The 26,336-nt window shown below is 62.4% G+C and carries 28 protein-coding genes; 17 read left to right on the forward strand and 11 right to left on the reverse strand.

Annotation, left to right across the window (positions count from 1 at the left end):
* Window positions 1–43: 43 nt before the first annotated feature.
* Together ACN50D_RS25965 and ACN50D_RS25970 are read right to left on the reverse strand one after the other, a co-directional pair.
* Window positions 44–1,741, reverse strand: coding sequence for a fumarate hydratase (locus tag ACN50D_RS25965; protein ID WP_007726313.1), 1,698 nt, complete (start codon window positions 1,739–1,741; stop codon window positions 44–46).
* Window positions 1,742–1,855: 114 nt separating this feature from the next.
* Window positions 1,856–2,977 carry a winged helix DNA-binding domain-containing protein gene (locus ACN50D_RS25970; protein WP_007726312.1) on the reverse strand — a complete coding sequence of 374 codons (1,122 nt, stop codon included), beginning with the start codon at window positions 2,975–2,977 and terminating at the stop codon, window positions 1,856–1,858.
* Window positions 2,978–3,248: 271 nt separating this feature from the next.
* On the opposite strand from ACN50D_RS25970, the gene ACN50D_RS25975 reads away from it, so the two are divergent.
* The 8 genes from ACN50D_RS25975 (at window position 3,249) to ACN50D_RS26010 (ending at window position 10,579) form a co-directional block, all read left to right on the forward strand.
* On the forward strand, window positions 3,249–3,374 hold the full coding sequence (locus tag ACN50D_RS25975; RefSeq protein WP_019744544.1) for a hypothetical protein: 126 nt from the start codon (window positions 3,249–3,251) through the stop codon (window positions 3,372–3,374).
* Window positions 3,375–3,689: 315 nt separating this feature from the next.
* Window positions 3,690–4,694: an alpha/beta hydrolase gene (locus ACN50D_RS25980; protein ID WP_030536238.1), complete on the forward strand. Its 1,005-nt coding sequence runs from the start codon at window positions 3,690–3,692 to the stop codon at window positions 4,692–4,694.
* A complete protein-coding gene (locus ACN50D_RS25985; protein WP_231915858.1) occupies window positions 4,691–5,677 on the forward strand; it encodes an alpha/beta hydrolase in 987 nt (328 codons plus the stop codon). Before ACN50D_RS25980 ends, ACN50D_RS25985 begins: the two co-directional genes overlap by 4 nt.
* An 85-nt stretch (window positions 5,678–5,762) precedes the next feature.
* Entirely contained in the window at window positions 5,763–6,242 is a 480-nt protein-coding gene (locus ACN50D_RS25990; protein WP_050656019.1) for a VOC family protein, read from the forward strand.
* A 109-nt stretch (window positions 6,243–6,351) separates the two neighbouring features.
* Window positions 6,352–7,314 (forward strand): ABC transporter substrate-binding protein, encoded by a 963-nt coding sequence (locus ACN50D_RS25995; RefSeq protein ID WP_249342780.1) that lies wholly within the window; start codon window positions 6,352–6,354, stop codon window positions 7,312–7,314.
* A 153-nt stretch (window positions 7,315–7,467) separates the two neighbouring features.
* A complete protein-coding gene (locus ACN50D_RS26000; protein WP_020908494.1) occupies window positions 7,468–8,166 on the forward strand; it encodes a CPBP family intramembrane glutamic endopeptidase in 699 nt (232 codons plus the stop codon).
* Between the two features lie 69 nt (window positions 8,167–8,235).
* The gene (locus ACN50D_RS26005; RefSeq protein ID WP_211920623.1) at window positions 8,236–9,636 is read left to right on the forward strand and encodes an amidohydrolase family protein; all 1,401 of its coding nucleotides are present in this window, start codon (window positions 8,236–8,238) and stop codon (window positions 9,634–9,636) included.
* A 1-nt stretch (window position 9,637) separates the two neighbouring features.
* Complete coding sequence (locus ACN50D_RS26010; RefSeq protein WP_030536233.1) at window positions 9,638–10,579, forward strand: antibiotic biosynthesis monooxygenase; 942 nt, start codon at window positions 9,638–9,640, stop codon at window positions 10,577–10,579.
* On the opposite strand, the gene ACN50D_RS26015 is transcribed toward ACN50D_RS26010, so the two are convergent.
* A complete protein-coding gene (locus ACN50D_RS26015) occupies window positions 10,567–10,797 on the reverse strand; it encodes a PLDc N-terminal domain-containing protein (RefSeq protein ID WP_030536232.1) in 231 nt (76 codons plus the stop codon). The two genes, ACN50D_RS26010 and ACN50D_RS26015, sit on opposite strands and share 13 nt — an antisense overlap.
* An 888-nt stretch (window positions 10,798–11,685) precedes the next feature.
* Here ACN50D_RS26015 and ACN50D_RS26020 point away from each other — a divergent pair.
* Complete coding sequence (locus tag ACN50D_RS26020) at window positions 11,686–12,468, forward strand: DUF1906 domain-containing protein (protein ID WP_042920828.1); 783 nt, start codon at window positions 11,686–11,688, stop codon at window positions 12,466–12,468.
* Here ACN50D_RS26020 and ACN50D_RS26025 read toward each other — a convergent pair.
* Both ACN50D_RS26025 and ACN50D_RS26030 read right to left on the reverse strand, forming a co-directional pair.
* On the reverse strand, window positions 12,455–12,955 hold the full coding sequence (locus ACN50D_RS26025; protein ID WP_007726289.1) for a nuclear transport factor 2 family protein: 501 nt from the start codon (window positions 12,953–12,955) through the stop codon (window positions 12,455–12,457). The genes ACN50D_RS26020 and ACN50D_RS26025 overlap by 14 nt on opposite strands.
* Before the next feature lie 235 nt (window positions 12,956–13,190).
* Window positions 13,191–14,621 (reverse strand): MFS transporter, encoded by a 1,431-nt coding sequence (locus ACN50D_RS26030; protein ID WP_054188751.1) that lies wholly within the window; start codon window positions 14,619–14,621, stop codon window positions 13,191–13,193.
* Between the two features lie 85 nt (window positions 14,622–14,706).
* Between ACN50D_RS26030 and ACN50D_RS26035 the strand changes: the two genes are divergently transcribed.
* Window positions 14,707–15,165 (forward strand): MarR family winged helix-turn-helix transcriptional regulator, encoded by a 459-nt coding sequence (locus tag ACN50D_RS26035; protein WP_003945257.1) that lies wholly within the window; start codon window positions 14,707–14,709, stop codon window positions 15,163–15,165.
* On the opposite strand, the gene ACN50D_RS26040 is transcribed toward ACN50D_RS26035, so the two are convergent.
* From ACN50D_RS26040 to ACN50D_RS26050, 3 genes are all read right to left on the reverse strand, one after another.
* Window positions 15,156–15,554, reverse strand: a complete 399-nt coding sequence (locus ACN50D_RS26040; RefSeq protein WP_042448789.1) for a hypothetical protein — start codon at window positions 15,552–15,554, stop codon at window positions 15,156–15,158. The genes ACN50D_RS26035 and ACN50D_RS26040 overlap by 10 nt on opposite strands.
* A 78-nt stretch (window positions 15,555–15,632) precedes the next feature.
* Window positions 15,633–16,376: a hypothetical protein gene (locus ACN50D_RS26045; protein WP_003945233.1), complete on the reverse strand. Its 744-nt coding sequence runs from the start codon at window positions 16,374–16,376 to the stop codon at window positions 15,633–15,635.
* 271 nt (window positions 16,377–16,647) lie between these two features.
* On the reverse strand, window positions 16,648–16,950 hold the full coding sequence (locus ACN50D_RS26050; RefSeq protein ID WP_003945236.1) for a 4a-hydroxytetrahydrobiopterin dehydratase: 303 nt from the start codon (window positions 16,948–16,950) through the stop codon (window positions 16,648–16,650).
* A 16-nt stretch (window positions 16,951–16,966) separates the two neighbouring features.
* On the opposite strand from ACN50D_RS26050, the gene ACN50D_RS26055 reads away from it, so the two are divergent.
* Window positions 16,967–17,392, forward strand: a complete 426-nt coding sequence (locus ACN50D_RS26055) for a (deoxy)nucleoside triphosphate pyrophosphohydrolase (protein ID WP_007726279.1) — start codon at window positions 16,967–16,969, stop codon at window positions 17,390–17,392.
* On the opposite strand, the gene ACN50D_RS26060 is transcribed toward ACN50D_RS26055, so the two are convergent.
* Window positions 17,370–17,546 (reverse strand): hypothetical protein, encoded by a 177-nt coding sequence (locus tag ACN50D_RS26060; protein WP_003945207.1) that lies wholly within the window; start codon window positions 17,544–17,546, stop codon window positions 17,370–17,372. The genes ACN50D_RS26055 and ACN50D_RS26060 overlap by 23 nt on opposite strands.
* A gap of 324 nt (window positions 17,547–17,870) precedes the next feature.
* On the opposite strand from ACN50D_RS26060, the gene typA reads away from it, so the two are divergent.
* From typA to ACN50D_RS26090, 6 genes are all read left to right on the forward strand, one after another.
* Entirely contained in the window at window positions 17,871–19,778 is a 1,908-nt protein-coding gene (gene typA, locus ACN50D_RS26065; RefSeq protein WP_007726276.1) for a translational GTPase TypA, read from the forward strand.
* Window positions 19,779–19,929: 151 nt separating this feature from the next.
* Window positions 19,930–21,714 carry an ABC transporter family substrate-binding protein gene (locus ACN50D_RS26070; protein WP_030536226.1) on the forward strand — a complete coding sequence of 595 codons (1,785 nt, stop codon included), beginning with the start codon at window positions 19,930–19,932 and terminating at the stop codon, window positions 21,712–21,714.
* A complete protein-coding gene (mshB, locus tag ACN50D_RS26075) occupies window positions 21,711–22,595 on the forward strand; it encodes an N-acetyl-1-D-myo-inositol-2-amino-2-deoxy-alpha-D-glucopyranoside deacetylase (RefSeq protein WP_030536225.1) in 885 nt (294 codons plus the stop codon). The genes ACN50D_RS26070 and mshB overlap by 4 nt, the downstream gene beginning before the upstream one ends.
* A gap of 107 nt (window positions 22,596–22,702) precedes the next feature.
* The gene (locus tag ACN50D_RS26080; protein WP_003945210.1) at window positions 22,703–22,861 is read left to right on the forward strand and encodes a hypothetical protein; all 159 of its coding nucleotides are present in this window, start codon (window positions 22,703–22,705) and stop codon (window positions 22,859–22,861) included.
* A 92-nt stretch (window positions 22,862–22,953) separates the two neighbouring features.
* Window positions 22,954–23,370 carry a hypothetical protein gene (locus tag ACN50D_RS26085; RefSeq protein WP_030536224.1) on the forward strand — a complete coding sequence of 139 codons (417 nt, stop codon included), beginning with the start codon at window positions 22,954–22,956 and terminating at the stop codon, window positions 23,368–23,370.
* Window positions 23,371–23,421: 51 nt separating this feature from the next.
* A complete protein-coding gene (locus ACN50D_RS26090; protein WP_211920621.1) occupies window positions 23,422–24,267 on the forward strand; it encodes a uroporphyrinogen-III synthase in 846 nt (281 codons plus the stop codon).
* On the opposite strand, the gene ACN50D_RS26095 is transcribed toward ACN50D_RS26090, so the two are convergent.
* Window positions 24,227–25,798 (reverse strand): PH domain-containing protein, encoded by a 1,572-nt coding sequence (locus ACN50D_RS26095; RefSeq protein ID WP_081305368.1) that lies wholly within the window; start codon window positions 25,796–25,798, stop codon window positions 24,227–24,229. The two genes, ACN50D_RS26090 and ACN50D_RS26095, sit on opposite strands and share 41 nt — an antisense overlap.
* Entirely contained in the window at window positions 25,795–26,298 is a 504-nt protein-coding gene (locus tag ACN50D_RS26100; RefSeq protein WP_042926352.1) for a PH domain-containing protein, read from the reverse strand. The genes ACN50D_RS26095 and ACN50D_RS26100 overlap by 4 nt, the downstream gene beginning before the upstream one ends.
* Window positions 26,299–26,336 lie beyond the last annotated feature (38 nt).

Below are 26,336 nucleotides of genomic sequence, written 5' to 3' on the forward strand. Positions count from 1 at the left end.
CCCGGCGATCGAAACTCGCCGGGGCTCTTTGCTGTTGACGTGTCTACAGACCCGGGCGCTTGCCGATCGTCAGGGTCACTTCACCGGTGTGCGCAAAGAAGTCGTTGCCCTTGTCGTCGACGACGATGAAGGCGGGGAAGTCCTCGACGTCGATCTTCCAGACGGCTTCCATTCCCAGTTCGGCGTACTCGAGGATGTCGACCTTCTTGATGCAGTCGAGCGCCAGGCGAGCGGCCGGTCCACCGATCGACCCGAGGTAGAAACCGCCGTGCGAGTTGCAGGCGTCGGTGACCTGCTTGGAGCGGTTTCCCTTGGCCAGCATGATCATCGAGCCACCGGCGGCCTGGAACTGCTCGACGTACGAGTCCATACGGCCGGCCGTGGTCGGGCCGAACGAACCGGACGCCATGCCGTCGGGCGTCTTGGCGGGGCCGGCGTAGTACACCGGGTGATCCTTGAGGTACTGCGGCATCTCTTCGCCTGCGTCGAGGCGTTCCTTGATCTTGGCGTGCGCGATGTCGCGTGCCACGACGAGCGGACCGGTCAAGGAGAGACGAGTCTTCACCGGGTGCTTGGAGAGCTCGGCGAGGATCTCCGACATCGGCTTGGTCAGATCGATCTTGACCGCAGCGCCCTTGCCGGTACCCGAAATGCCATCCGTCTCTTCGTCGAGCTGAGCGTCCGTGACCTCGGGCAGGAAACGGCCCGGGTTGAATTCGAGCTGTTCCAGGAACACGCCCTCCGGGGTGATCTTGGCCTTCGCCTGTCGATCTGCCGAGCAGGACACCGCAATGGCGACGGGCAACGAAGCGCCGTGGCGGGGGAGTCGGACGACGCGGACGTCGTGGCAGAAGTACTTGCCGCCGAACTGTGCTCCGATACCGATCTTCTGCGTCAGCTCGAAAACCTTCTTCTCGAGCTCGTGATCGCGGAAGCCGCGACCCGTGATGGCGCCTTCGGTGGGCAATTCGTCGAGATAGTGCGCCGACGCGTACTTCGCCGTCTTCATCGCGAACTCGGCCGAAGTACCGCCGACGACGATTGCAAGGTGGTAGGGCGGGCAGGCTGCGGTGCCGAGTGAGCGGATCTTCGCCTCGAGGAACTGCATCATCGAGTCGGGATTGAGGATCGCTTTGGTTTCCTGGTACAGGTAGGACTTGTTGGCGCTTCCGCCGCCCTTGGCCATGAAGAGGAACTTGTACGAGTTCTCATGTCCGGCAGCAGTATCGGCGTACAGCTCGATCTGCGCGGGCAAGTTGTTGCCGGTGTTCTTCTCGTCCCACATCGTGATGGGGGCGTTCTGCGAGTAGCGCAGGTTCAGACGCGTGTAGGCGTCGTAGACACCGCGGGCAATGGACTTCTCGTCGTCGCCGGGGGTGAGCACATGCTGTCCACGCTTGCCCATGACGATGGCGGTTCCGGTGTCCTGGCACATCGGCAGAACGCCGGCAGCGGCGATATTGGCGTTCTTGAGCAGATCGAGCGCGACGAACTTGTCGTTGTTCGACGCTTCGGGATCGTCGAGGATGCTCGCGAGCTGCGTCAGGTGATCCGTGCGCAGGTAATGAGAGATGTCGTGCAGCGCCGTTTCGGTCAGCAAGCGCATCGCTTCTGGCTCGACCTGCAGGAAGGTGCGGCCGTCCGGTCCCTCGACTGTCGACACCCCTTCGGTGGTGAGCAATCGGTACTCGGTGGTGTCATCACCGATCGGCAACAGGTCCTCATAGAGGAAGTCGGCCATCATCTCTCCTGAACAAGGGTGCGTGCGAAGGTCGCATTCAGGTTATCGTTGGGGGTTTCCTTCTCCGAATCGGGGCGGGTGTGAGCTGGAATTATCCGGATGCCACTGGCTCGATCAAGATACTTCGACCAGTTCGGAGAGCTCGACGCCGCGAAATTCGGCAAGTATTTCGGCCTGCTCGGCCACTGCTGCGCGGGCCGATCGTGACCACGTTCCCCACGGGGTGATCGCGACCTTCAGCGTCTTTCCGGATGCTCGTGGTCGCCACAATCCGGTGATCGTGCCACCGACTACCACCGTGCCCGGTCGCCCGAGGGTCGGCCACACCGTCTTCTGGGCGGTCGGATCGGGAACCAGGGTCTCCCGATCCTTGAGCTGTACATACGGATCGAAAGGCCCGAGCAAGCGCGTATTTGAATCGGTGGGGGAGCCGAACAAGTCTTCGCGGTCCTGTTCGAGAATCCACCGCTTCTCGCCGTTCACCTCGATCTCCTCGGCATCGATTGGCCAGTGGGCTTTGACGTCCCTGACCGGAGCATCGAGAAACGACGCGACGTGAGCAGGTGTCGCGGGGCCGTAGAACCGCAGATAACCCCGGATCACGTCGAAGCGGGAATCTGCGTCTGCGCCCGTGGCGCTGAATGGGCGTCGGCGCCAACCCGGAATGCGTTCGAGCACTGGGGGAGATGTGTCCGGCTGTAGCTCGAGGCCTGCCTGGAGTGCCGCGAGCCGGAACGGCATCTCGTACAGATGAGTGGCGTTGCACGGGCGGCAGAATCTCAGATAGGGCTCGGTCACTCGGTTGGTCAACTGCGCGGACATCTCGCCCTTGACGGTTGGTTTCGAGACGATGTCCCGCATCGCAGCAGCAACTGTTTGCAGGGCAGTCAGCGTCGGGATGCCGGCGGCCTTCAGGGGCCGATTCGCGTCGTAAATGCGCTTGGCTGCATCGGCTTCGCTGAACGGCGACGTGGCGGCGGCGACGGCAGGCAGGTCGCCCCGACGGTAATAGTGGGGGGCTCCGCGCAACGTCCAGGCAAGAGCGAGCTCAGTGGCGTCGACGCGGACGCCGCGGATCCGCAGGGCCCAGGCGGCTCCGTCAGGTCCGGTGTTCTGAATCCCGAGATCGAGAATGCTGCAATCGCTGTGATCGGCGTCACCGACAACCGCTCGGTCGAGTTGATGGCGGTGCCACCGGAAATTAGCTACCTGCGTGAGTGAGGTTGCGCTAGACATGATTTCAGTTTACTGGTGGGTAACCGCAGGATTTGGGGCGGTTGATCAATGCGGCGACAGAATTGGTCAAATTCGACCGATTGGCCGGAATTTTTTCAGTAGCAGACCTTATTAGTCGAAATAATGACCCCATTGTCGGAATCCTTTGCCAACTGGTCGTTCGTATGATTACTGTTACCCACGTCACGGATACATTACAGATGTGACGCAGCTGTCACAGCACTGTCGGGTGCTTTTGGCAGCTGACCTCTGACCTCTCAAGGAGATTCACATGGGTTCAATGGAAGGAATTCTCGGCGCTGTTGTTCAGGGCCTGGGATCACTGTTCAGCGCTGACGGTCTGCTCAAGACCTTCATGGGATCGGTAGAGACCATCTCCAAGGACCCCACCCCCTAATTCAGCGCGACATTGCCACGCCCGCTCCGGGTGTAGTTACTTCAATTTCGACAAACTGCAGGAGGAAACTCATGGGATCTCTCGGTGAAGCCATCGGAAGCGTCAACAACCTCGGTCAGCGTCTCGTCGACGCACTGACCACGCTCAGCGGCGGCACGGTTACGCCCAAGTAAGCGTCGTCTGACGAGAAAGGCTCACGCACTCGGTGCGTGAGCCTTTCCGTGTCGACCGGATCGAGTATTTCCGATCACGTCGGGTTTGCCTGTTTCAGGCGGTACCGTTCGAAAGGTTCCGCTGCCGAAGAGAGTGACCCGGATGATCGAGACTCGTGCGTTACGAACGGTTTTCCGTGTCTTCGTGGCGTTGGCCACGGCAGTGTGTGGGCTCCAGCTCCTCACCGCACCGGGTCACGCTCAGTCGGCGGACAGCAGGCTGGTCGACATCTCGGTGTACTCACAGTCGATGGGGCGCGACATTCCGTTGCAGGTCTTGCGGCCGGCTGATACTTCGACGCCTGCTCCGACGCTCTACCTACTCAACGGAGTAGACGGAGGAAAAGACGACGCGACGTGGTCGGTGCGGACCGACGCACCGAAGTTCTTCGCGGACAAGCACGTCAACGTGGTCACGCCTCTCGGTGGAGCATTCAGCTATTACACCGATTGGGAGCGGCCGGACCCCGGCCTCGCGAAATCCGGCAACAACAACGGGGTCAACATGTGGACCACGTTCCTGACGGAAGAACTACCGCCAGTCATTGATTCGATGTTCGCGACGACCGGCGAGAACGCACTGGCAGGCCTGTCGATGGCAGGCACGTCGGTACTGGATCTGGCTATGGCGGCGCCCGCGCTGTACAACAGTGTCGGGTCCTTCAGCGGGTGCGCGATGACGAGTCCGGGCATCGGGCAGAACTTCGTGAAACTCGTGGTTGCCGTGGGTGGGGGTGACGCGGAAAACATGTGGGGTCCGTACGATGGTCCGGGTTGGCCGGCTCACGATCCGGTTGTCAACGCGGACAAGCTACCTCGAGTCCCTATGTACATCACAACAGCAACCGGAATTCCGGGTCCGTACGACACACTTGCCGATCCGCGGATCGACAACGACGTCACAGATTTGGCGTTGCAACTTGTTCTCGGTGGCGGAATCGAGGCGGCAACTCACTACTGCACCACCCAGCTTGCGGACAGGACGAACGCATTGGGTATGAACAACATTCGCTACAACTTCAAGCCGGCAGGAACGCATTCATGGGGATACTGGGAAGACGACTTACACGACTCGTGGCCGATGATCGCCGCGTCGCTCGGCGTGTGAGGCCCCATCGAGCAAGCCTTCGAAGCGTCGTTCTCGTCGGCGCGCTCGCCTTGATTTCACTACTTGCGTTGCCCTCGACCGCGCTCGCCGACGAGACCCCGAAGATAACGAGTGTCACCGAACTGTCTTCGCGCTTGGTTCTTCTCGACGTCGCGAGTCCCGCCATGGGGCGCACCATGCAGGTGAAAGTGCTGCTTCCTGCCGACCGCTCGGAACCGCGCGGGACGCTGTATCTCCTGGACGGCAATTCCGGGCAGATCGAAGAGAACAACTGGCTGGCTCCGGCTAACGGCGATATCGTCCCGTTCTTTGCCGACAAAAACGTGAACGTCGTACTCCCCATCGGTGGAACCGGCACCATGTACACCGATTGGCAGGAAGACCACCCGAAATTCGGTCGTCTGAAGTGGGAGACGTTCCTGGCGAAAGAGCTTCCCCCACTGATCGACACGAGGTTCGCCACCAACGGGCACAACGCAATCGGCGGGATTTCGATGGGCGCAGAAGCCGCGCTGATTCTGGCCCAGCGCTCAGCCGGGTTGTACGACGCGGTCGCCGGCTACAGCGGCTGCTACACAACTGTCGGGGGATTCGGCAAGGCGTTGACCGATCTTGTGGTGATCAACGGAAATGCCCGTTCGGAGCAGATGTGGGGTCCGGCCGGCAGTGAGGCTTGGCAAGAGCACGACATCTTCGCCAATGCCGACAAGCTGCGCGGCACCAAGGTGTATCTCGCCTCGGGATCGGGACTACCAGGTCCGCACGAAACTCTCGATACTCCTGCCCTGGGCCGGGTATTGGTCGTTGGCGGGGTCATGGAACTGGGATCGAACCTGTGCACCGACCAGATCACTCAGGTGTTGCGTGATCGCGGAGTCGATGTCACCCGCAGCGCTCAGCCGGTGGGGACGCACGGTTGGCCGTACTGGCGCGACGAACTCGTTCGTTCCTGGCCGATGCTCGAATCTGCGTTGTCCGCTTGAGCAGTTCCTGGCGATGAGTTTTCGTTTCGGGTCGGGTCTATAACCCTGTACACCTGTTTCGTAACCTCTCCGACAAGGACAGAACATGCCTTCCATCACTCCCTGTTTGTGGTTCGACAACCAAGCAGAAGAAGCAGCCAACTTCTACATCTCGGTGTTCGGTTCCGGGCAGATACTCGGAATCGAAAGGTACGTCGAGGGATCGCCCTCCGGAATGCCGGCAGGCTCGGTGATGACCGTCAGCTTCGAACTCGGCGGTCAGCGATTCACCGGATTGAACGGCGGGCCGATGTTCACGTTCTCGGAAGCAGTGTCTTTCGAAATTCCGTGCGTCGATCAGGCTGAGGTCGATCACTACTGGTCCAGGCTGACCGAGGATGGGGAAGAGGGCCCGTGCGGATGGGCCAAGGACAAGTTCGGATTGTCCTGGCAGGTAGTCCCGAATCGCCTTCTCGAACTGATGAAGGATCCGGATCGGGCCAAGGCGCAACGCGCCACGGACGCGATGATGAAGATGAAGAAGATCGACATCGCGGAGCTCGAACGGGCCGCAGACGCGTCCTGAACACGATCTGGCCGATGGGCGATAGCCTTCGTTAGCTGATGCTAGCCTTCCCTAATTCTCGCTGAGCGTTGGAGGAGTGCTGGTAACCATGCGAATCAAAGTCTCTCGAATGAAGATTGCAGTCACCGCCTTGGCGGCCTCGCTCGCCGTCGCCGGACTTGCCGGCTGCAGCAGCGACAGCGCTGACGCACCCGCGGAGGCGGGAGCAACCGTCTCGACCATGTTCGGTGACGTCGAGGTCCCGGCCAACCCGGAGCGCGTCGTCGCGCTCGGTTGGTCGGACGCCGAGACGGCACTCGCTCTGGGCACTCAACCAGTGGGCGTCGCGGACTGGATGGCGTTCGGTGGCAAGGGCGTCGGACCCTGGATTGCGGACGAGTTCACCACGGACCCGAAGATCCTCGGAACGATGGACTTGAGCGTCGAAGACGTCATCGCGCTCGAACCGGACCTCATTCTGTGGACGCGAAGCGACAACACGCAGGCCACCTACGACAAGCTCAGTGCCATCGCGCCGACGGTCGGGCCGCCTCCAGGTCTCGCCACGGCCTACGGGACGACGGTCGAGCAGCAGACCGAACTCGTCGCGAAGGCTCTCGGCAAGGAAGCAGAAGGAAAGGCGCTACTGTCCGGCCTCAACGCCAAGTTCGACGCTGCAATTGCCGCCAATCCGAGCTTTGCGGGTAAGACAGCGGCCGTCGGCGCCTACAGTTCCGACGGCTACGGCGCCTACGTACCCGGCGACGCACGCGCAGACTTCATGACCCGCCTCGGCTTCACGATCCCGACGGCGATCACCGAAAAAGCCACCGGAAACTTCTACATCCCGGTCGCCAACGAGAACCTGAACCTGTTCGACGCGGATCTCACGGTGCTGTTTCCGATCTTCCTCGACAGCAGTGCGTTTGCGAACGATCCGCTACTGCGCGCAATCCCGTCGGCTCAGGAGGGACATCTGTTGATCCTCGATGACCCGGCACTCGTCAATGCGTTCTCGAGTGGCTCGGTACCGGGGTTGACCTACGCAATCGACAACGCCGTTCCGAAGTTTGCGAGCACGCTCGGCGCCTGATCAGAGCTGTTTCGGGACCTGCCCGTCACTGTGAGCGTGTTCGCAAACAGTGGCGGGCAGTTCTCGTGCGCCGGTACACTGGACAAAGTGAACTTTCAGCTAACGAGCGGCGGCCCAGTGGAGATCGAAGCGACCGCTCCTCGTTTTCCGCGGATGCATGCATACGTGGATATCGCTGTTGTGATCGTGGTGCTGGTGGGAACCAATCTGATCGCGCATTTCACCACCGCCTGGGCAAGCATCGCGACGGTACCCATCTCTGCTCTCGTCCTGTTGGCGCTCACCAAGCGCCGGGGAATGGGTTGGGCGGAATTGGGGCTGTCCCCTCGTGACCTGCGGCGAGGTTCGAAGTACGCGCTTGCTGCCGTCGGCCTGGTCCTGACCGTTGTCGCCGTCGGCGCTCTGCTTCCGCTCACACGTCCTTTCTTCATGGCGGATCGCTACGCCACTATTTCCGGCGCGATCATCGCGTCGATGATCGTGATCCCGCTGCAGACCGTCATTCCCGAAGAGTTGGCTTTCCGTGGCGTCCTGCACGGCACGTTGAACCGGGTCAGTGGATTCCGCGGCGTCGCCGCTGCCGGTTCTCTGATGTTCGGACTGTGGCACATCGCGTCGTCGATGGGTTTGACCAGCGGTAACGAAGGGCTGTCCGGCTTTCTCGGTACCGGAGTCGTCGGCCAGGTCGCCGGCATCCTCGGAGCTGTTCTCGCCACCGCTGCGGCCGGTCTCGTGTTCACCTGGCTTCGTCATCGCAGCGGCAGCCTGATTGCGCCGATTGCTCTGCATTGGTCGTTGAATGGTGCAGGTGCACTGGCTGCGGCTCTTGTTTGGCATGCAACTCTTGCTTGATCCCAATATCTGACAAAAAGGACAGCATTCGCCGCGCGGAGCCGGGTAGTTTTGTGCTTTGCTCAGTAAGTGACGCACCTTCATCGAGGCCATGTCTTCCACATCTCCGGTCGTCCGACGGTAGAGGATGCGGCGCAGTCGCTCGTCTCGATCCCCGACGGCGTCTTGGCGATCGACGATGCCGGAACGATCGTCTACTGCGGAGAATTCGGATCACTCCCGAGCGGTCTCGAAGGCGCTGAAACCCACGACCACCGACCGGGTTTCCTGCTGCCCGGATTCGTCGATGCACACATTCATTTCCCGCAGACCTACGCCGGCGACGCCTACGGCGGCGGCCAACTCCTCGAGTGGCTCGACCTGTGCGTCTTTCCCTCCGAATCGAGATTCGCTGATCCGGAATTCGCCCAGCACGCTGCCGAGGCCTTCTGCGCTCGCCGAATCGCCACGGGAACCACGGCCGCGATGGTGTTCGGATCGGCCTTCCCGCACGCGCAGGACGCCCTGTTCTCGGAAACTCTGGAACGCGGCCTTCGAGTGGTCAGCGGACGCGGGATTCAGACCACCGGCCCGGCCTCCGCCGCTGCACTGATCACCTCGGAAGAGGACGCGATCAGACTCACCCGCGAGGAGATCGACAAGTGGCACGCGGCCGACACCGGCGACGTGAACACTGCGCTCGTTCACGTCGCAGTGGTTCCCCGCTTCTCTCTCGCGGTGACAACACGGACGCTGAAGGACTTGGGGGAGTTGTACGACTCCGTCCGTGACCGGGGCGTCTACTTCCACAGTCATCTCAACGAGAACAATCGGCCCGGAACCGGCGAGGTGGCAACCACACTCGCCGAGTACGAGGTCGAGACCTATCTCGACACGTACGACGGCAAGTTCCTCCCCGGCTCACAGGTCGGCGGAAAGAGCTTCCTGGGTCCACGCGCGATACTCGCGCACTCGGTGCACTGCCAGGACTCCGAACTCGCACGAATGGCCGAGACCGGAACCTCGATCGCACATTGCCCTACTTCCCAGCAGTTTCTCGGCTCCGGCACCATGCCGTGGAAACGAACCGTTGCGTCAGGGGTCAACATCGCGATCGGATCGGACTTCGGTGGCGGCGACGAGTGCCTGCTCACCCGAGTCCTCGGCGACGCCTTCAAGGTTCACATCTCCGAAGCCGGCGACGACGGAGTGTCGATGCACCCTGCCGAACTGCTGTTCACCGGAACACTCGCCGGTGCTCGCGCGCTGGACATGGAGAACCGGATCGGCAACTTCGACGAGGGCAAAGAGGCCGACTTCCTGGTGATCGATCCGTCCGGGTGGCCGCCGCTCGCCGGGCTCGTCAACTACGGAACGCGTTCGGATGATCCGATACTCGCCCGCGACCAGACGCTCTTCGGGCTCCTGATGGCGATGCGCGAGCCCGCGATTGCGCACGTGTACGTGCAAGGGCGCCGGATATCGGGCTGACGTGTCCGCAACTGCCATCACCGGGTACCACCGAACGAGTTCGGGATTCCGGGCGTGGGTCGAGCGTGCGGCTGAGACCGCCGGTCGATTCGACGGCTACCTGAGCTGTGGCATCAGTGATCAACCGGAACCGGTGTCGCACGGCGTGTCCGTCACTTTCGACAGTGCCGACGATCTTCATCGTTGGCTGGAGTCGACTGATCGCCGCGATCTCGAAAGATCAGCTGCTGCAACGGGAATTCTTGCGCAGACGAGTGATCTCGTTCTGATCGACGGCGTGCTGCCGCCGCCCGGTATCGGTGTGTACGACCACGCCGTCGTCGTGGGTAAGGAGAACGAGTTTCTGCGAACGCAACGACACCTCATCGATCTCAGTTCGCGATTCTCCGGCTACGAGTCGGTGATGTTGTTGCGGTCGGTCACCGACTCCACCCAGTGGAAGTCCGTCCTTCGGTTTCGGACAGAGCAGCAGTTGGCGGTGTGGATGGCGTCGCCCGAGAGGGCCGCAGCACTACCGAAACTGCGGGCCGAGTTGGCCGAGGACTTCACCGAGACCACGCGGTCGACACCGTTCGGCACCATTCTGCGCACGGAGAACGGGCAGACTCGCGCGACGCCGAATTGGAAGACGGCGATGATCATCCTGCTCGTCCTCTATCCGACGGTGATGACGCTGTCGAGGTTTCTCGGGCCGCTGCTCGACGGGATCGGAGCGCCGCCGTGGCTGTCGATGTGGTTGAGCCAGATAGTCAGCGTCGGCGCCATGACGTGGTTCCTGATGCCGACGGTCACCAGGTGGTTCCGCCACTGGCTCGACCCGGTCGACGGCGCCGTTCCCCGCACCAACTGGCGCGGTGGCGCAGCGGTAATTGCGGTGTACGCAGTGACTCTGACGCTCTTTGCGTCGGTGAAGTGGCTGCAGTTCTGGGACTACTTCGACTGAATCCGGCCTCGGCGGAAGTAGGTGAGTGGCCCGAAGAAGTTGACGAAGATGATCGCCGCCCACTTCTTCTTGCTGCCGTTGACCGTATTGGCAGGGCGTCGCGCCAGGTCTGTCCACGCGGCGATCGCCAACAGGGACTGAATCGTTGCGAGCACGGCGACGACGCGGCGTTGCGCGGGTGACAGCTCACTCCAGGACTTCTTCTTTATGAGGTTCATGAACTCCACTGTGCCCTCGAACGTCCAATCGGTGTCGAGATCCGGTTGTTATCGGTGCCGGGAGTTCCTCAAATCAGTGTGAATAGCGTCACCATGATGACCGATAGGGACGGTCCCGCCGGCCGTCGGGCCGGTCGTTTTCGGCGTAAAGATCTCGCTAACTCGAACTGTGGCTGAATGTTTGCGCCCGCACTAAGCTCGCGTGGCTACATTGCCGCGGGGGATTTGGCCAATCTGCTGGTACGCCCTCTATCGGGAGCAACACCCATCCTGTTAAGTAAGGCTTGCCAATCTTGTGGTCGGCCTACAGGTTTGATGCTGCTCGGTAGCTGCTATCGGGAATGATGTTCGGAATACGTCAACAAATCGTCCTTAGGTGACAGTTTGATCACTGCCGGTGGGTGTTACCTGTGTGTATGTCCGCGCCCCGAAGGGGTCGAAATGTAACGTCCCGGACACATTTGGTGTCGCGGAAGTAACGGAAGACCTCTACTCTTATCGCCAGCAGCCACTCACGTGGCGGCAATCCTCTGGACCGTATCTTCGACAGGAGCACATCGCATGAGCAGCGCAGAATTCTCGGATGCCTTCACCTTCCTCAACGACTTCTTCAGCAACGCGTCTGATCTCTTCAGCGCTCTGAGCTTCTTCACCTCGCTCAGCTGATAGCTTCCGGCCGCTAGGCCGACTCAGTGGCCCCCGAAGACGATGTCTTCGGGGGCCACTGTTGTCTGTCTGACTATCTGTCTAGCCTCCAATTTGGTGACAATGTGAGCATTGTTGGCCAAGTGCATGGCGGGGTTGATGTGACTGTGGTGGAATGCGAGCGAAAGAAGATAGCTTGCCTGCCCGCCACTTCGAGCGGGACACGCCGATGATCGGAGCTTTGTGCACGTCTCGCGAAGAAACCTCTTCAAGTACGCAGCGGCTGGATCGGCGGCTGCCGGACTCGCTGCATTGAGCGGTACGACGTCGGTGGCCAATGCCGGTTCGCTCGGGACCCTGCTCGATTACGCCGCCGGTGTGCCGTCCGCTCAGGCAATCAAGGCCGCCGGGTATGCGGGCGCCATTCGATACGTCTCGGACAGGCGCCCGGGCGCCGATTGGATGGTCGGCAAGCCCGTACTGGCGCGGGAAACCGACGCGTTGACCGCGGCCGGACTTCAAGTCGTTTCTTGCTATCAATTCGGCAAGGGCGGAACGGCGGACTGGCGCGGGGCCCGCGAAGCGGGCAAGCGTCATGCTGCCCGTGGCCTCGAACTACATGCGGCGGCTGGTGGGCCGTCCGGTCGCCCGATCTACGCGTCGATCGACGACAACCCGACCAGTACCGAAATCACTACGCTGATCGCGCCGTACCTCGAGGGGTGGGCCTCGGTTGTCGGCAACGGAGCGCTCGGCGTCTACGGAAACACTCGCGTGATCGACGCAATGATCAGTGCCGGCGTCGGAACCTGGTTCTGGCAGCACAACTGGGGCTCGCCCGCAGGGTATGTGCACCCGCGGGCAAACCTGCATCAGTTCGAGATCGACAAGCGCAAGGTCGACGGCGTCGGCGTGGATCTGAACTCGATCCTCACTCGGGACTACGGGCAGTGGTCGTTGGCCGGTGCGGTCGGTCCGGCCCAGCCGGTCGGATCCTCGTTGCCGACAGGATCTATCGCACCATAGCGCCGAATTTGGCGAGCCAGGCCTTGGCGTCGTCGGGGAGGGTGCCCGCCGCTTCCGCGGCGAGGCACCATGCTTTTGCCATCGACAGGAAGTTCATCGGGTTGTAGGCGTCTTCTTCGCGAGACCACAGTCCGTTGCCGGCGTAGTGCAGGATCGTGATGTTGGCGGCTCCGTGCTTGGATCCGTCACCCGGATCCTCCATCGGGTTGTCGATCTCGCACACGATCCATCCGCGCTGCTCGTCGACCACGAACCAGTTGGCCGGGAATTCGGTCATGCGGTGCCCCGGGAACTCCGTCATCGTGCGAGTAACCCACTTGCGTACGGCCTCTCGGCCATTGAGGGTGCCGAAAGCGTGTTCCACGTAGACGACGTCCTCGGTGAACATGTCCGCGAAGGCGTTCCAATCGCCGGAACGAGTGCACTCGACAACGGTGTTCTGGTAACCCGCGAAGGCGTCTTCGAGTTCGGTGCGTGTCCAGGTCATGAAAGGCTCCTCGGGTAGTCGTCGCCTCAAATTAGAACACGTTGCAGAATTGATTGTCGGCGATTCGATGGAGAAGAGTTCTGCGGTACCGTCGTTGTCGGGTCGGGGACCCGTTATGTGAGAGGGCACCACGTGGATATCATCATCAATTTCATCTACACACTTCTGTCGAAGTTGCAGACGGGCAGCATCGAAGGCTCTTCGGAGAAGTGAGTCCTCCGCCGGGTTGATTCCCTTACGAGACTTTCTGTTTGGGAATCAACCCGGCGAACACCATCGTCACGACGGCGGCGGCGATGGAGATCAGGAACGTGGCACGAAACGCCTCGAACGAGGGGATCACTGCGGTGCCGACGGTGATGGTCATTCCGGCCAGGACGACGCTCACGATCGCGGCAGACGTCGACGTGCCGATCGATCGCATCAGTGAGTTCAGTCCGTTCGCGGCTGCAGATTCCGTGATGGGGACTGCGCCCATGATCAAGGCCGGCATGGCCGAGTACGAGAGCCCGACGCCCGCTCCGATGAACATTCCGGCCACGGCGACCTGCCAGACGCTCGACACCGTGAAATATGCGAAGGCGTAACCCAATCCGATGACGAGGGCGCCGAGCATCAACGTGATTCGCGGGCCGCGCCAAGCCGAAATTCGAGCGGAGACGGGCGAGAGCGCCATCATGACGAGTCCGCCGGGGGCCAGTGCGAGCCCCGCTGCAACCATGGACAGTCCGAGTCCGTAACCGGTGGACGTCGGTGCCATGAGCAGTTGGGGGAGCGTCAGGGAATTGCCGTACATGGCAAAACCGACGGCGATCGACGCGAAGTTGGTGAAGAGAACTTGCGGCCGGGCCGATACGCGGAGGTCCACCAGCGGTGCGTTGCGTCGAAGTTCCCACCATCCCCACACCAGGAAGCTGAGCGCGGAAACCGCAAGGAGCCCCAGGGTTTTCGCGTCGCCCCATCCCCAGGTTCCGCCCTTGGTGATGGGGAGTAACAGGGTGATCAGACCAACGGTGAGGCCGAGCGCACCGACGAAGTCGAAACGTCCCGGGCGTCGTACGGTCGATTCGGGAATGACGAACGCAACCAGTGCGATGCAGATCAGCCCGAACGCTGCCGATGTGACGAAGAGGAAGTGCCAGTTGGCATTCTGGGCGATCACCGCGGCGATCGGCAGTCCGATCGCACCGCCGACGCCGAGGGTGGCGCTCATGACCGCCATCGCGCCGGCCACTTTCTTCGGTGGAAGAACGTCACGAATGATGGCTATGCCCAATGGAATTGCCCCGACCGATGCTCCTTGAAGTGCACGGCCGACAACGAGCACGATCAGTGAAGGTGCGATCGCGCAGATGGCCGAGCCCAGAACGACCATCGCGAGACTGACCAGCAGCATTCGTTTCTTGCCGAACATGTCGCCGAGGCGCCCGCTGATCGGCGTGATCACCGCGGCGGCGAGGAGTGTTGCGGTGACCGCCCACGAGGTGTCGGCGGGAGTGGAGTTCAACAGGTGCGGCAATTGCGGAATGATGGGGACTACCAGCGTCTGCATCAAGGCGACGACGATTCCGCACAGTCCTAGAACGGTGAGCACTGGACCCGAGGATGCGTAGTTCGTGTCGGGGATTTTCTCGTCGACATTGGACGACCCTGCGTGAACGGACATGCGGCTCCCGCCATGGCGTGTTCTGATTGGTGCGTTCGCCCCAGTGTGCACGCTACACATCGTGTGTAGTCTGCACAATATGAGGATGGACCGGGACCCTGATCTGGTGAATATCGAGTACGAGTTGACTCTGCTCTCGCGTTACCACGCGCTCGCACAACGGGCCGAACTTCATCTGGACCGGTCGGCGTATCTACTGCTCGGTCGACTGGAATTGCAACATCCCATGAGCCTCAAGGAACTCTCCTGCGCTTTCTCGCTCGACATCTCCACCATCAACCGGCAGATCGGCGCGCTGAGGCGTCAGGGCTTGGTGGAGCGAGTGGAGGATCCGGACGGAGGGCTCGCGCGAAAGGTCCGGCCGACGGCGCAGGGGCTGTCGAAACTTCGTGCTGATCGCGAACATTCGACAGCCGGTGTCGAAAAGGTCCTCCGCGAGTGGACGCCGGAGCAGCGTCTCGCGCTCGGTGACCTACTGCGGCAATTCAATACCTCGGTCGAAGCGCTGGAAGGCCGCGAATGGCCGCGACCGAATCAGGTCTGAGAGTGCGAGACGGATCGTAGTGAGCGGTCCGGATCGCTCGAATCCGATTCCGGCGCAATGACAACAAGTTTCGGGTGCTCTTCGGGGGCTGCATGATTTCCACGCCAGGAGAGCAGTGACCAACGTGAGAGACCGGACAGCGCGGACCCGAGACTGGCGAACGAGCCCGAACTCAGGACCGACGCCGTAGACCCGATGCTTCCGATCGAAAGAAAAGAGCCGACGCTACCGATCGACAGGATCGAGTACGCCGATCCGATCGAGAGAATGGACCCCTCGGATCGGATGGACAGTATCGATCGCGTCGACTTGTGTGACCGTATCGACTGGTCTGGGCCGGATTTCTTCTCTGGACGACCGTGCGTGATGTCCACTCGTAGATGTCCCATCTATCGGGTCTATCACGGTGATCGGAGATGCAAAAGGGACCCACCGAAATTCGGTGGGTCCCTTTCACAAGACTTCGATCAAGCTACCGCGAACATGCCCACGGTCGGAAGGAAGCTGCAGGTGATGCGATCTGCGCCTTCCGGCTGGGTGGTCAGCGAACCGCTGATCACCGAGAGAACGCGTCCGGGGCCGGTATCGGCGATAGCCGACAGAGTGGCTGGGCCGTCCGGGTTGATGCGTGCGGCGTTGGTCAAGTTCTGGGTGGCGCTGCGCTGGTTGTCGATGTTGACCCAGGTGACGGTCATCGGCACCGGCTGGTCGTCGACGGCGGGAGCCGTACCGAGAGCGGTGAAGACGAATCCGGCCTGACCGGCAGCGGGACCGGGAGGAGGCAGGTGAGCCGGGCCGGGAACGGCAAGTGCAGTTCCGACCGAATCGGCGGTGGCCGAGATGCAGCCCTTGCCAAGCGTCGGGTAGAGGAACTGCGCGATGACGGGGGCGTTCTCGTCCGGGATCGCCGGTCCGCCGCCGCCGCTGCCGTCGAGGAAGGTGATGACCTTCTCGAGGGTGGCCTTGATCTCGGGCGGAATGCCGGGGGAGTTCAGGATCGCGCGAGCCTGGTCGAGCAACGCTTGCTGCGGTCCGCCTGCAACATCGGCCGGACCTGCGGCGGCGCCGATGATGGCGGGCGCAAACGATGCGAGGAACTCGATCGGCACACTTTCGGGTGCGGGCGGTGCTGCCGGATCGGCCATTGCCTGTGCCGGCAATGCCAGTCCTGCTACTGCGGCAATAGCGACGGCGGTGAACGCTTTTCGCATACCTCGGGTTCGAAGCACTGTTTCCCCATCCTTAGTCATACCGCGCGGGCGCCTAGGCGAGCTCCGCGTTTGACGGCTCGAGGGGTCACTCTATGTACAGAGCCCCCGGGTTGTACAGCTGTTCAGTTGCTGAGCAGCTACGCACCGGGGGGAGTCTATGGCATGACCGGCCTCGATCGTGATTTACGGCGACCATACCTGTGACTGAAGTGATCTATGTGAAAGTTGATGCAACTGTTACGTCAGATTGCGAGGTTTGTTCACTCGAAGATCAGTCGAAACGGACCGAATCGTCGACGAGTACGTCAATTCGACGGGCAAGGTCGAAGTCCAGTTCCGTGAGACCGCCCGCCGAGTGTGTCGAAAGCGTGTACGTGACCTTTCGCCAGCGAACGTCGATGTCGGGATGATGATCCGCGGCCTCGGCGACTGCCGCGATGCGTTGAAGAAGCGCGATGGCGTCCGGGAATGTCGCGGAGTCGACCGTGCGAGTGATCGACCCTGGCGACAGTTGCCAGGCGGGCAGTTCGTCGAGAGCGTTTTGGATCGCGGAGTCGGACAACAAAGTGGCCATACTCCATCATGGTGCGATGAGTGATGCACCTGCAAGGGATCGGGAAGTTGTCGCCGGTGCGATCTTCCGCGAGGGAAGGCTGCTCCTCGCGCAGCGGACGAGTCCGCCGGCTTTGGCCGGTCGTTGGGAGCTGCCGGGCGGGAAGGTCGAAGAATTCGAATCGCCACAGAACGCGTTGGCGCGGGAGCTGCTCGAGGAACTGGCGGTCGAGGTGAGATGCGGCGCCAGAATCGGTGTCGACGTGCCACTGTCGCCGGGGTTGGTCCTGCGGGCCTACCGGGCGGAGTTGGTGTCGGGAGAACCGGTCGCGCTCGACCATGCTCAATTGACATGGGTCGACGCCGAAGAACTGTTGTCGATGGATCTGGTGGACAACGATCGAGCCTGGATCCCCGAGTTACTCGCGGAATTGAGCGCGCTTACGCCGCACGAGCCTTCTTGAGACCCGCTTTCAGTTCCTTCTTGGATGCGCCCTCGTTCTCGAGCTTCTTCATCCGCATGATGACGACGGGACACTTGATGCACCGCGTCTTCTTGCGGCAGCACTTCTTCTTCGGCTTGAGCTGCGAGACCTTGCTTGCCTTGACTTTTCCCATGTGACGCTGCGGCTTTCCTGTTTCACTACGGCGGAGAGCCCGCTCTTGGAACGAGGTTAGCGTACCCTTAAATGACCTGTTTCTCCAGGTCGTAATCCTACGCGCATCGGCGTGGTGCAGATCACTATTCGCTGGTGGGGGCGGTGATAGAGGCCGCACAATGCAGGAGTATCAGCCCGGAGCGAGTAGTATTTACTAGGCCGCGGTGCCTTCTCAGGCGATTCGTGCCCTGATTCGGATCACACACTCGTGCAGCGGCCACCAGAAGAGCCGTGCGACTTGACTTTCGCGTGGCCGAATCAACTCAGCCAGGAGAGCCATCGCGTGACCATCACCAGCTTCCGTAACGTTGCCATCGTCGCACACGTCGACCACGGCAAGACCACCCTCGTCGACGCCATGCTTCGTCAGTCCGGCGCGTTCGAGGAGCGCGCCGAGCTGGTCGATCGCGTTATGGACTCCGGCGACCTCGAACGCGAGAAGGGCATCACCATTCTCGCGAAGAACACCGCAGTACATAAGGTCAACGAAGACGGTTCCATCACCGTCATCAACGTCATCGACACCCCCGGCCACGCCGACTTCGGTGGCGAGGTCGAGCGCGGCCTGTCCATGGTCGACGGCGTCGTCCTGCTCGTCGATGCTTCCGAGGGACCCCTGCCGCAGACGCGTTTCGTGCTGCGCAAGGCACTCGCCGCTTCGCTGCCCGTCATCCTGGTCGTCAACAAGACGGACCGCCCCGACGCCCGCATCGAAGAGGTTGTCACCGAGGCTCAGGACCTGCTCCTCGACCTCGCATCGGACCTGTCCGACGAGGCCGCCGAAGCCGCTGAGCTCGCACTCGAACTTCCCGTCCTCTACGCGTCCGGTCGCGAAGGCAAGGCATCGACCGTGCAGCCCGAGAACGGCAAGGCTCCCGACGCCGAGGACCTCACCGCACTCTTCCAGGTGCTGATGGAGTACGTCCCCGCGCCGAAGGGCTCGGTCGACGCACCGCTGCAGGCTCACGTCACCAACCTCGACGCATCCGCATTCCTCGGTCGCCTCGCACTCGTTCGCATCCACAACGGCGAGCTGCGCAAGGGCCAGACCGTGTCCTGGTGCCGCGAGGTCGACGGCGAGCCCGTCGTCACGAAGACCAAGATCACCGAACTCCTCACGACCATCGGTGTCGAGCGCGTTCCCGGTGAGGTCGCCGTCGCCGGTGACATCTGCGCCGTCGCAGGATTCCCGGACATCATGATCGGCGACACCCTCGCCGATCTGGAGAACCCGGTCGCACTGCCCCGCATCACCGTCGACCAGCCGGCAATCTCGGTCACTATCGGCACCAACACGTCACCGCTCGTCGGTCGCGTCAAGGGTCACAAGCTGACTGCACGCATGGTCAAGTCCCGCCTGGACCAGGAGCTCGTCGGTAACGTCTCGCTCAAGGTCCTCGACATCGGTCGCCCCGATGCGTGGGAGGTCCAGGGTCGTGGAGAGCTCGCGCTCGCCATCCTCGTCGAACAGATGCGTCGTGAGGGCTTCGAACTCACCGTCGGTAAGCCGCAGGTTGTCACGCAGCTCGTCGACGGCAAGGTTCACGAGCCTTTCGAAGAGCTGACCATCGACAGCCCCGAGGAGTACCTCGGCGCCATCACGCAGCTCCTGGCCAACCGCAAGGGCAAGATGGTCCAGATGTCGAACCACGGCGCAGGCTGGGTTCGCATGGAGTTCATCGTTCCTTCGCGTGGCCTCATCGGCTTCCGCACGGACTTCCTCACGGAAACCCGCGGAACCGGTATCGCCAACGCCGTGTTCGACGGATACGGCCCGTGGGCCGGCGAGATCCGTGCGCGCCACACCGGCTCGCTCGTCTCGGACCGCTCCGGCACGGTGACGCCGTTCGCCATGATCCAGTTGGCCGACCGTGGAACCTTCTTCGTCGAGCCCGGCGCAGACACCTACGAGGGACACGTCGTCGGTATCAACCCGCGTCAGGAAGACCTCGACATCAACGTCACTCGCGAGAAGAAGCTGACCAACATGCGTCAGTCGTCCGCAGACGTGATGGAGACCCTCGCAAAGCCGATCAAGCTCGAACTCGAAGCAGCGATGGAGTTCTGCTCCAGCGACGAGTGCGTCGAGGTCACCCCGGAGGACGTCCGCGTCCGCAAGGTGCACCTCAACGCAACCGAGCGCGCTCGCGAGCGTTCACGTAGCAAGGCACGCGACAAGGCTGCTCTGTAGTCTTTCGTCGGTTACAACCTGACAGGCGGATGTGCCTTTCAGCCGAGTTTTCGGCGGAAAGGTACATTCGCCTTCATGGTTTCCAGGCGAAAGATCTGCCAGGGAATCGAGTGCAAAGGGGCGACGCGGCCCCGTACGGAAGGAATTGTCTGTGGCCTCAGGACGTCGCTACCTGGCGTTGGCAGTGGCAGTGACGGCGTTGTCACTGACTGCATGTACAGCCGATCCGCCGCCTCCGGTCGAGAGCACCGAAACCGTCAAGCCCACACCGACTCCGGTCGTTCCGGCGATGAAGCAGGTCACTGTGGCAATCGACGAGGTGGGAGGCGGATTCAACCCGCACCTGCTCGCGGATCAGTCGCCGGTCAACTCCGCAGTCGGCAACCTCGTACTGCCCAGTGCGTTTCGCCCGATCAATTCGCCCACACAACCTGGCGCGACGGAGTGGGCGATCGACGATTCTTTCCTCGTTTCCGCTGAAGTGACGTCGGAGGCCCCGTTCACGATTCGCTACCAACTGCGCAACGAAGCCCAATGGTCGGACGGCGCTCCCATTGCGGCAGAAGACTTTCGCTACCTGTGGCAGCAGATGATCTCGGTTCCCGGTGTGGTCAATCCCGCGGGCTATCAGATGATCGACGACGTGAACTCGTCCGGCGGCGGCAAAACGGTCAACGTCGTGATGCGTGCGCCGTATCCGGCATGGCGAGAGTTGTTCACCGATATTCTTCCGTCCCACCTGATCAAGGACACTCCCGGCGGTTTCAGCACCGGCCTGAGTGAGGGGATTCCGGTGTCGGGAGCCCACTTTCACGTGCGCTCGGTCGACCGCGGCCGGGACGAAATCGTGCTCGAACGCAACGACCGATTCTGGGGCAAGCCTTCAGACCCGGATCAGATAGTTCTGCGACGCGGAGGAACGGCTGCGCAGTTGGCGGATGCGCTGCGTACCGACGATGCCCAAGTGGCGCAGGTTCATTCGGGTAGTGCCACGGATATTCAGCTGTCTGCAATCCCGGGTGTCAGGACGGCGTTCTCCTACGTTCCGCGCACTCTCGACATCAACGTGAACGGGCGAAGCAAGAACTTCGCGGATGTTCGGGTGCGTAAAGGTGTTCTGGGACTGCTCGATCCGGACCTGCTCGCCGTGGTGGCGGCAGGGAGTGAATCGGCGTCGGCCCCGGTGAAAGCTCAGATCCTCGCTCCGTCGGATCCGGGATATGCGCCCACCGCGCCGCCGAAACCGACCAGGGAGCAGGCGCTGGGCGAGCTGACTGCAGCCGGCTACCTGACGGCACCGCCCACCGGAATCGTCACGGGCACTGGAACGGTCGGATCGATCGTCCGTGACGGCGCCCAGTTGACACTGCTGATCGGCGCTCCCGAAAACGACGACATCGCGATCGCCGTGGCAAACACCGCTGCCGACGAATTGCGTGACGTGGGAATCCTGGCGACCGTCGAATCGGTGGCGCCGGAGGAACTCTACGGCGAGGACCTGACGACAGGACGCGTCGACATGATCGTCGGTTGGAGCCGGGCAGGCGCCGACACGGCCACTTCGCTGGCCTCGCGGTTCAGTTGCCCGAGCGCACCTTCCACTCCGGCAACAAGTTCGGCAGTGCCCGCACCGACGCCGTCGCAGACACCGGAGCCCATCCGAACGACAAGCGTCGAAGCTCCGAGCAACCTGTCCGGGCTGTGTGATCCGGCGTTGCAAGGTCGGATCGACGAAGCGCTCAGTGGCATCGGGGATCTGGGGTCGTTGATCGCCGATGCGGAACCCAAGCTGTGGGATCTTGCGGCGGTTTTGCCGATCGTGCAGAGCCGAGCGCTGGTCGCGGTCGGGACCGGAGTCGAGGGCGTGGTCCTCGACGGGCCGGTGCAGGTGGGGATATTCGGAAACGCTACGGACTGGGTGAGGGTGGAAAAGTGACCGCGTCGGCGAAGCGACTTCTGTTGGTGCACGCACATCCGGACGACGAAACGATCACCACCGGTGGCACCATCGCGCGATACGCGTCCGAAGGCGTCGAGGTCACAGTCCTCACCTGCACGTTGGGGGAGGAAGGCGAAGTGATCGGTGATGCGTGGGCCGGGCTCGTGGCTTCCGAGGCCGATCAACTCGGTGGCTACCGGATCGCGGAACTGAGCGCTGCTTTGTCGGCTTTGGGCAGTGCCGCTCCTCGCTTCCTCGCCGATGCCGGTCGGTATCGCGACTCCGGAATGATCGGCACACCTTCGGCCGCCAATCCCCGTGCTTTTGTCAATGCTCGACTCGACGAAGCAGTCGGCGCGGTGGTCGCCGTCATTCGTGAGATTCGGCCGCACGTCGTGATCACGTACGACCCCAACGGCGGCTACGGGCACCCGGACCACATCCAGGCGCACGCGATCACGACAGCGGCCGTCGAAGCTGCAGGAACGACCGCGTATCCCGAGACCGGCGAGCCGTGGTCGACTCCGAAGTTCTACTGGACCGTGACCGAGCGCAGCGGACTCGAACGCGGCATCGCGGCGATTTCCGAGTTCCCGGAGAACTGGCGTCTGCCCGAGCCCGGGGAATTGCCGAGCGTCGAGGACACAGACGTGACGACGGCAATCGACGTTCGAGGCGTCATCGATGCGAAGGCGAGGGCATTGAGCGCCCACGCCACTCAGGTGACGGTAGCCCCGAGCCGAGCCGAGTTCGCATTGTCGAACAACGTGGTCCAACCGATCCTGACGGTCGAGCATTTCGTATTGGCCGCCGGCGCGCTCGGTCCGGTGGGTGAGGACGGCCGCGAGCGCGATCTGTTCGGCGGGCTGCACAGCTGACCTGGGCGTCGGCTCACAGGCATTGCGATCGACGCCGTAGTGGTGTGTGATGCGTGTCACCGGATGGGTGGTCCTTTCGGTAACAGCAAAGCCTGGGGGCTGAAGAAATGTACAACTGGGACCTGCAAAACCAGATCGTCGCCTTCGTCGATTCGTTGCGTCCGATGGCTGGTTATTACCACGACTTGTATTACGGGTCGCTCTACGCATTCGCAGATCAGCAGAGTCATTTGCTGACTCTGCTCGGGTTCCCGCCGGTTCCCTGATCAGCTTCGTGCTTTTCGGGCGCGAGCCGGGGTGCTTGTCGGGAGGGACCCCGCGCTCGCGCGATGACGACCGATAGACCACTATCAAAACCATGACGACCGTCGAGAACAACACGGACGCCTCGACAGGAACGTCGCTGTCGTGGCTCGACCCTGTCATCCTCGGCGTCCTGATTTTCGACGGATTCTTGTGCGCGGTGTTGTCCGTCCTGTTCTTGCCGACTCATCTCGGTACGACGGCATTTCCCATCAGCATTCTCGTAGCCGCGACCGCGAACCTCGTATTGGTGATCGCCGCCCGCACGGTTACGACGCCGGGTAGGGCCGCATTGCCGCTCGCCGGTTGGATCGTCGGGTTCTTGGTGTGCATGGTGGGCGGCCCCGGCGGCGACGTACTCGTGCTTTCGTCCCCTCTGACCTTCCTGCTGCTGGTCGGTGCGATCGCTCCGGCCGCCGTTTTCCTCTTCAAAGTGGCGATCAACAGACTTGCCACCCTCAGCTCGCAATAGTTCTCGGCGCGCGCGTAGGAAACTGACCCGTGCATAAGGGACACTCAGCCTGTGGCTGAACATGATTTGGCGGGTGCGACTATCGCCTTGACCGCAGAACGGCGTGTCGAAGAATTTGCGACGCTCCTCGAACGTCGAGGCGCGGAGATCGTGCGGACACCGGTGATCCATGTGCTGCCGTTGGTGGACGATCGAGACCTGAGGACTCAGACGTCCGCTTTGATTGCCGATCCTCCGGAATTGGTCGTGATCAGTACCGGGATCGGCTTCAGGGGTTGGCTCGACGCCGTCGCCTCGTGGGGTTTGACCGAGGAGTTCCTCGGGGCTCTCGCCCACACGCGCATCATCGCCCGCGGCCCCAAGGCGACGGGTGCCATCCGAGGCGCCGGACTGCGCGAGGAATGGTCGCCTTCGGGTGAGTCGTCCGAGGAAGTTCTGGCACATCTCGGAAGCGAGGGAGCGGCAGGCTTGCGCATCGCAGTCCAGTTGCACGGCACCATCACCGAATGGGAGCCGTTGACGGACCTGAGCGCCTCCCTCGCCGACATCGGCGCGGTTGTCACTCCGGTATCGGTCTATCGGTGGATCCGGCCGCCGGATCAGTCGCCGGTCCGCGCGTTGGTCGCTGCAGTTCGTTCCGGTGCGATCGACGCGCTGACCTTCACCAGTGCCCCCGCGGTCTCCTCGATGCTCAGCACGGCAAAAGAAATGGGCGAGCTGGAGCGGTTCGTCGCAGCGATGCGCGGACCGGTACCGACCTACTGCGTCGGACCGGTGACGGCCGCCCCGCTGGAACTCCTCGGTGTTCCGACCATCCAGCCGGAGCGATCGCGTCTCGGTTCGCTGGCGCGGCTCATCATCGACGACCTGCCCACACGTCGCCACCGCCCGGAGTGACGGCTTCGATCAATGCCCACGCGTTCTCGGCGGGGAGATCGATCACCTCGTAGCTTCCGGTGCCGGCGGGCGTCGCGGCGACGACGGTTGCCACTCCCGCGCGTCGTTGGAAGAACGTCTCGCGCACCGTCCATCCGATGACACCTTCGGATTCGAGACTGTGACGCTGGCGATCGAGCGAGCCGTTTCGGGTGATCAACCATCCGGGTAGTACTGCGTGGCCGAGGCCGTTGTATCGGTCGAAGGCGAGGGCGGTGCCACCGATGGCGAGTACGGCGACCCCGAACCACGCGTAGATCGGTACATCGAGTCCAGAAGCCGCGCACGCCACACAGACCAGGAACGCCACCGCGGCGAGGAACAGTGCTCGGGTGTACCGGCGACGCCGCGCGGCCGGGCCGTGCGGGATCAGCGGGGCGGACGCCTGGCGTGAGTCACCGATCACGGTGGCCATCACTCGCTCGGCTTCCCTGCGCGGTCCCTGCGGGAGCAGTAGCGAAGATTCCTTCTTCTCGGCGCTGACCCCGGTCATGATGGCGTCGAGCCGCGCGCCGCGGGCCAATCGCAGCAGGAGCGGTTCCTTGAGCGTCGTGCCGCGGAGGCGGGCGCGGTCGAGTGTGGTTTGCCGAGTCTTCAACAGGCCGTGACTGACATGCAGGATGCGGCCGTTGTCGGTGAGTTTCATGTTGCCGAACGCGATCAGGTACTGGACGCAGGCGAGTGCACTCGACAGCACCAGCAGCACGACGAGTGCGATGACGACCATCAGTGCGATGCCGAGGCTCTCGAGTGAGTCGAAGCTGTCGCTCACTGCCGAGGATTTCGCGACGGCAGTGCCGATGCCGTATTGGAACGAGATGCCGATGATGGCTGCGATGATGGCGATTCCGGTGAACGAAAAGGGGGCGTAGCGAACCCAACTCGGTTCCCAGTGACCGATTTCGGTGTCGACCGGTTCGGTGATGCTTTCGACCGGCGTGCCCGGGGTTTCCAGTCGCCGTGCTTGCTGGGCGCCGGCCAACAGTGCGGCGCGTAGGTCCGGAACCAGGGCGGTCGACAGGGCGTTGAGCTCGAACTTGTTCGAATCGTGGCCGCTCCCGGCGCGCTGGCCGGTACCGATGCGCACGATCGACAGTCCGAGCAACCGGTGCATGACCCCGGCCTCGACGTCGACGGATCGGATGCGGCTACGCGGGACGGAGAGCAGCTTTTTCTGGAAGACCCCGGTGCGCAGTTGAACGTGGACGGGTCCGATTCGGTACGTGGTGGTGAAATACCGCAACAAACCGAAGATGACGAGCAGAGTGACGACGCCGAGTCCCCACCAGTGGTTTCCGGATTGGCTGCCGAGAACTACGGAGACGAGTAGGACCGGGAGCAGTTTGACGACTTCGTTGACGGGGTGGACCAGAAGCATGCGTCGGTCGAGGCGGAGCCAGGGCTGTTCCTCTTCCGCGGCCTCGGCAGCTGCCGTTTCCGCCTCTACCGGGATCTCGATCGCGGTCGGGTCGCCCAACTGTTTCTCGTTCACGTCGCGTCTCCCACGTTGGTACCCGCGATCTCCGTCAGTTGAGCCACCGTGCGGTCGGCGACTTCCTGGTCGAGTGCGGAGATCTTCACGGCCCCGGCCGACGACGCTGTCGTGACCGTGACGGTTGCCAGACCCAACATGCGGTCGATCGGTCCGCGCTCGGTGTCCACGGTCTGCACGCGCGAGATCGGTGCGATGCGTCGCTCCTGGGTGAACCAGCCGGTGCGGGTGTATACCGCGGTGTCACTGATCTCCCATCGGTGGACCCGATACCGCCACGCCGGGACCATCAGAATGTAGGTGGCAGCGAAGAGTACGGTGACTGCGAATACGGTGCCGACCACCCAGGACGGGATTCCGGGCACCAAGACGGCACAGACGATTTCGGCGACGATGACGGGTACCCAGAACAGTGAGGCAGTGATTGCCCACAGCCTCGGGGCTTTGGTGCTGGGTCGCCATAACGGGTCGGCCATGGTCAGCGGTTGCGGCGCAGTCATGGGCACTACTTTGGTCGAGTGAGGGGCGATCTGTCGAC

The sequence above is a fragment of the Rhodococcus sp. SB1D genome (assembly GCF_048573875.1).
In the GTDB taxonomy this organism is placed as follows: Bacteria; Actinomycetota; Actinomycetes; order Mycobacteriales; family Mycobacteriaceae; genus Rhodococcus_F; species Rhodococcus_F qingshengii.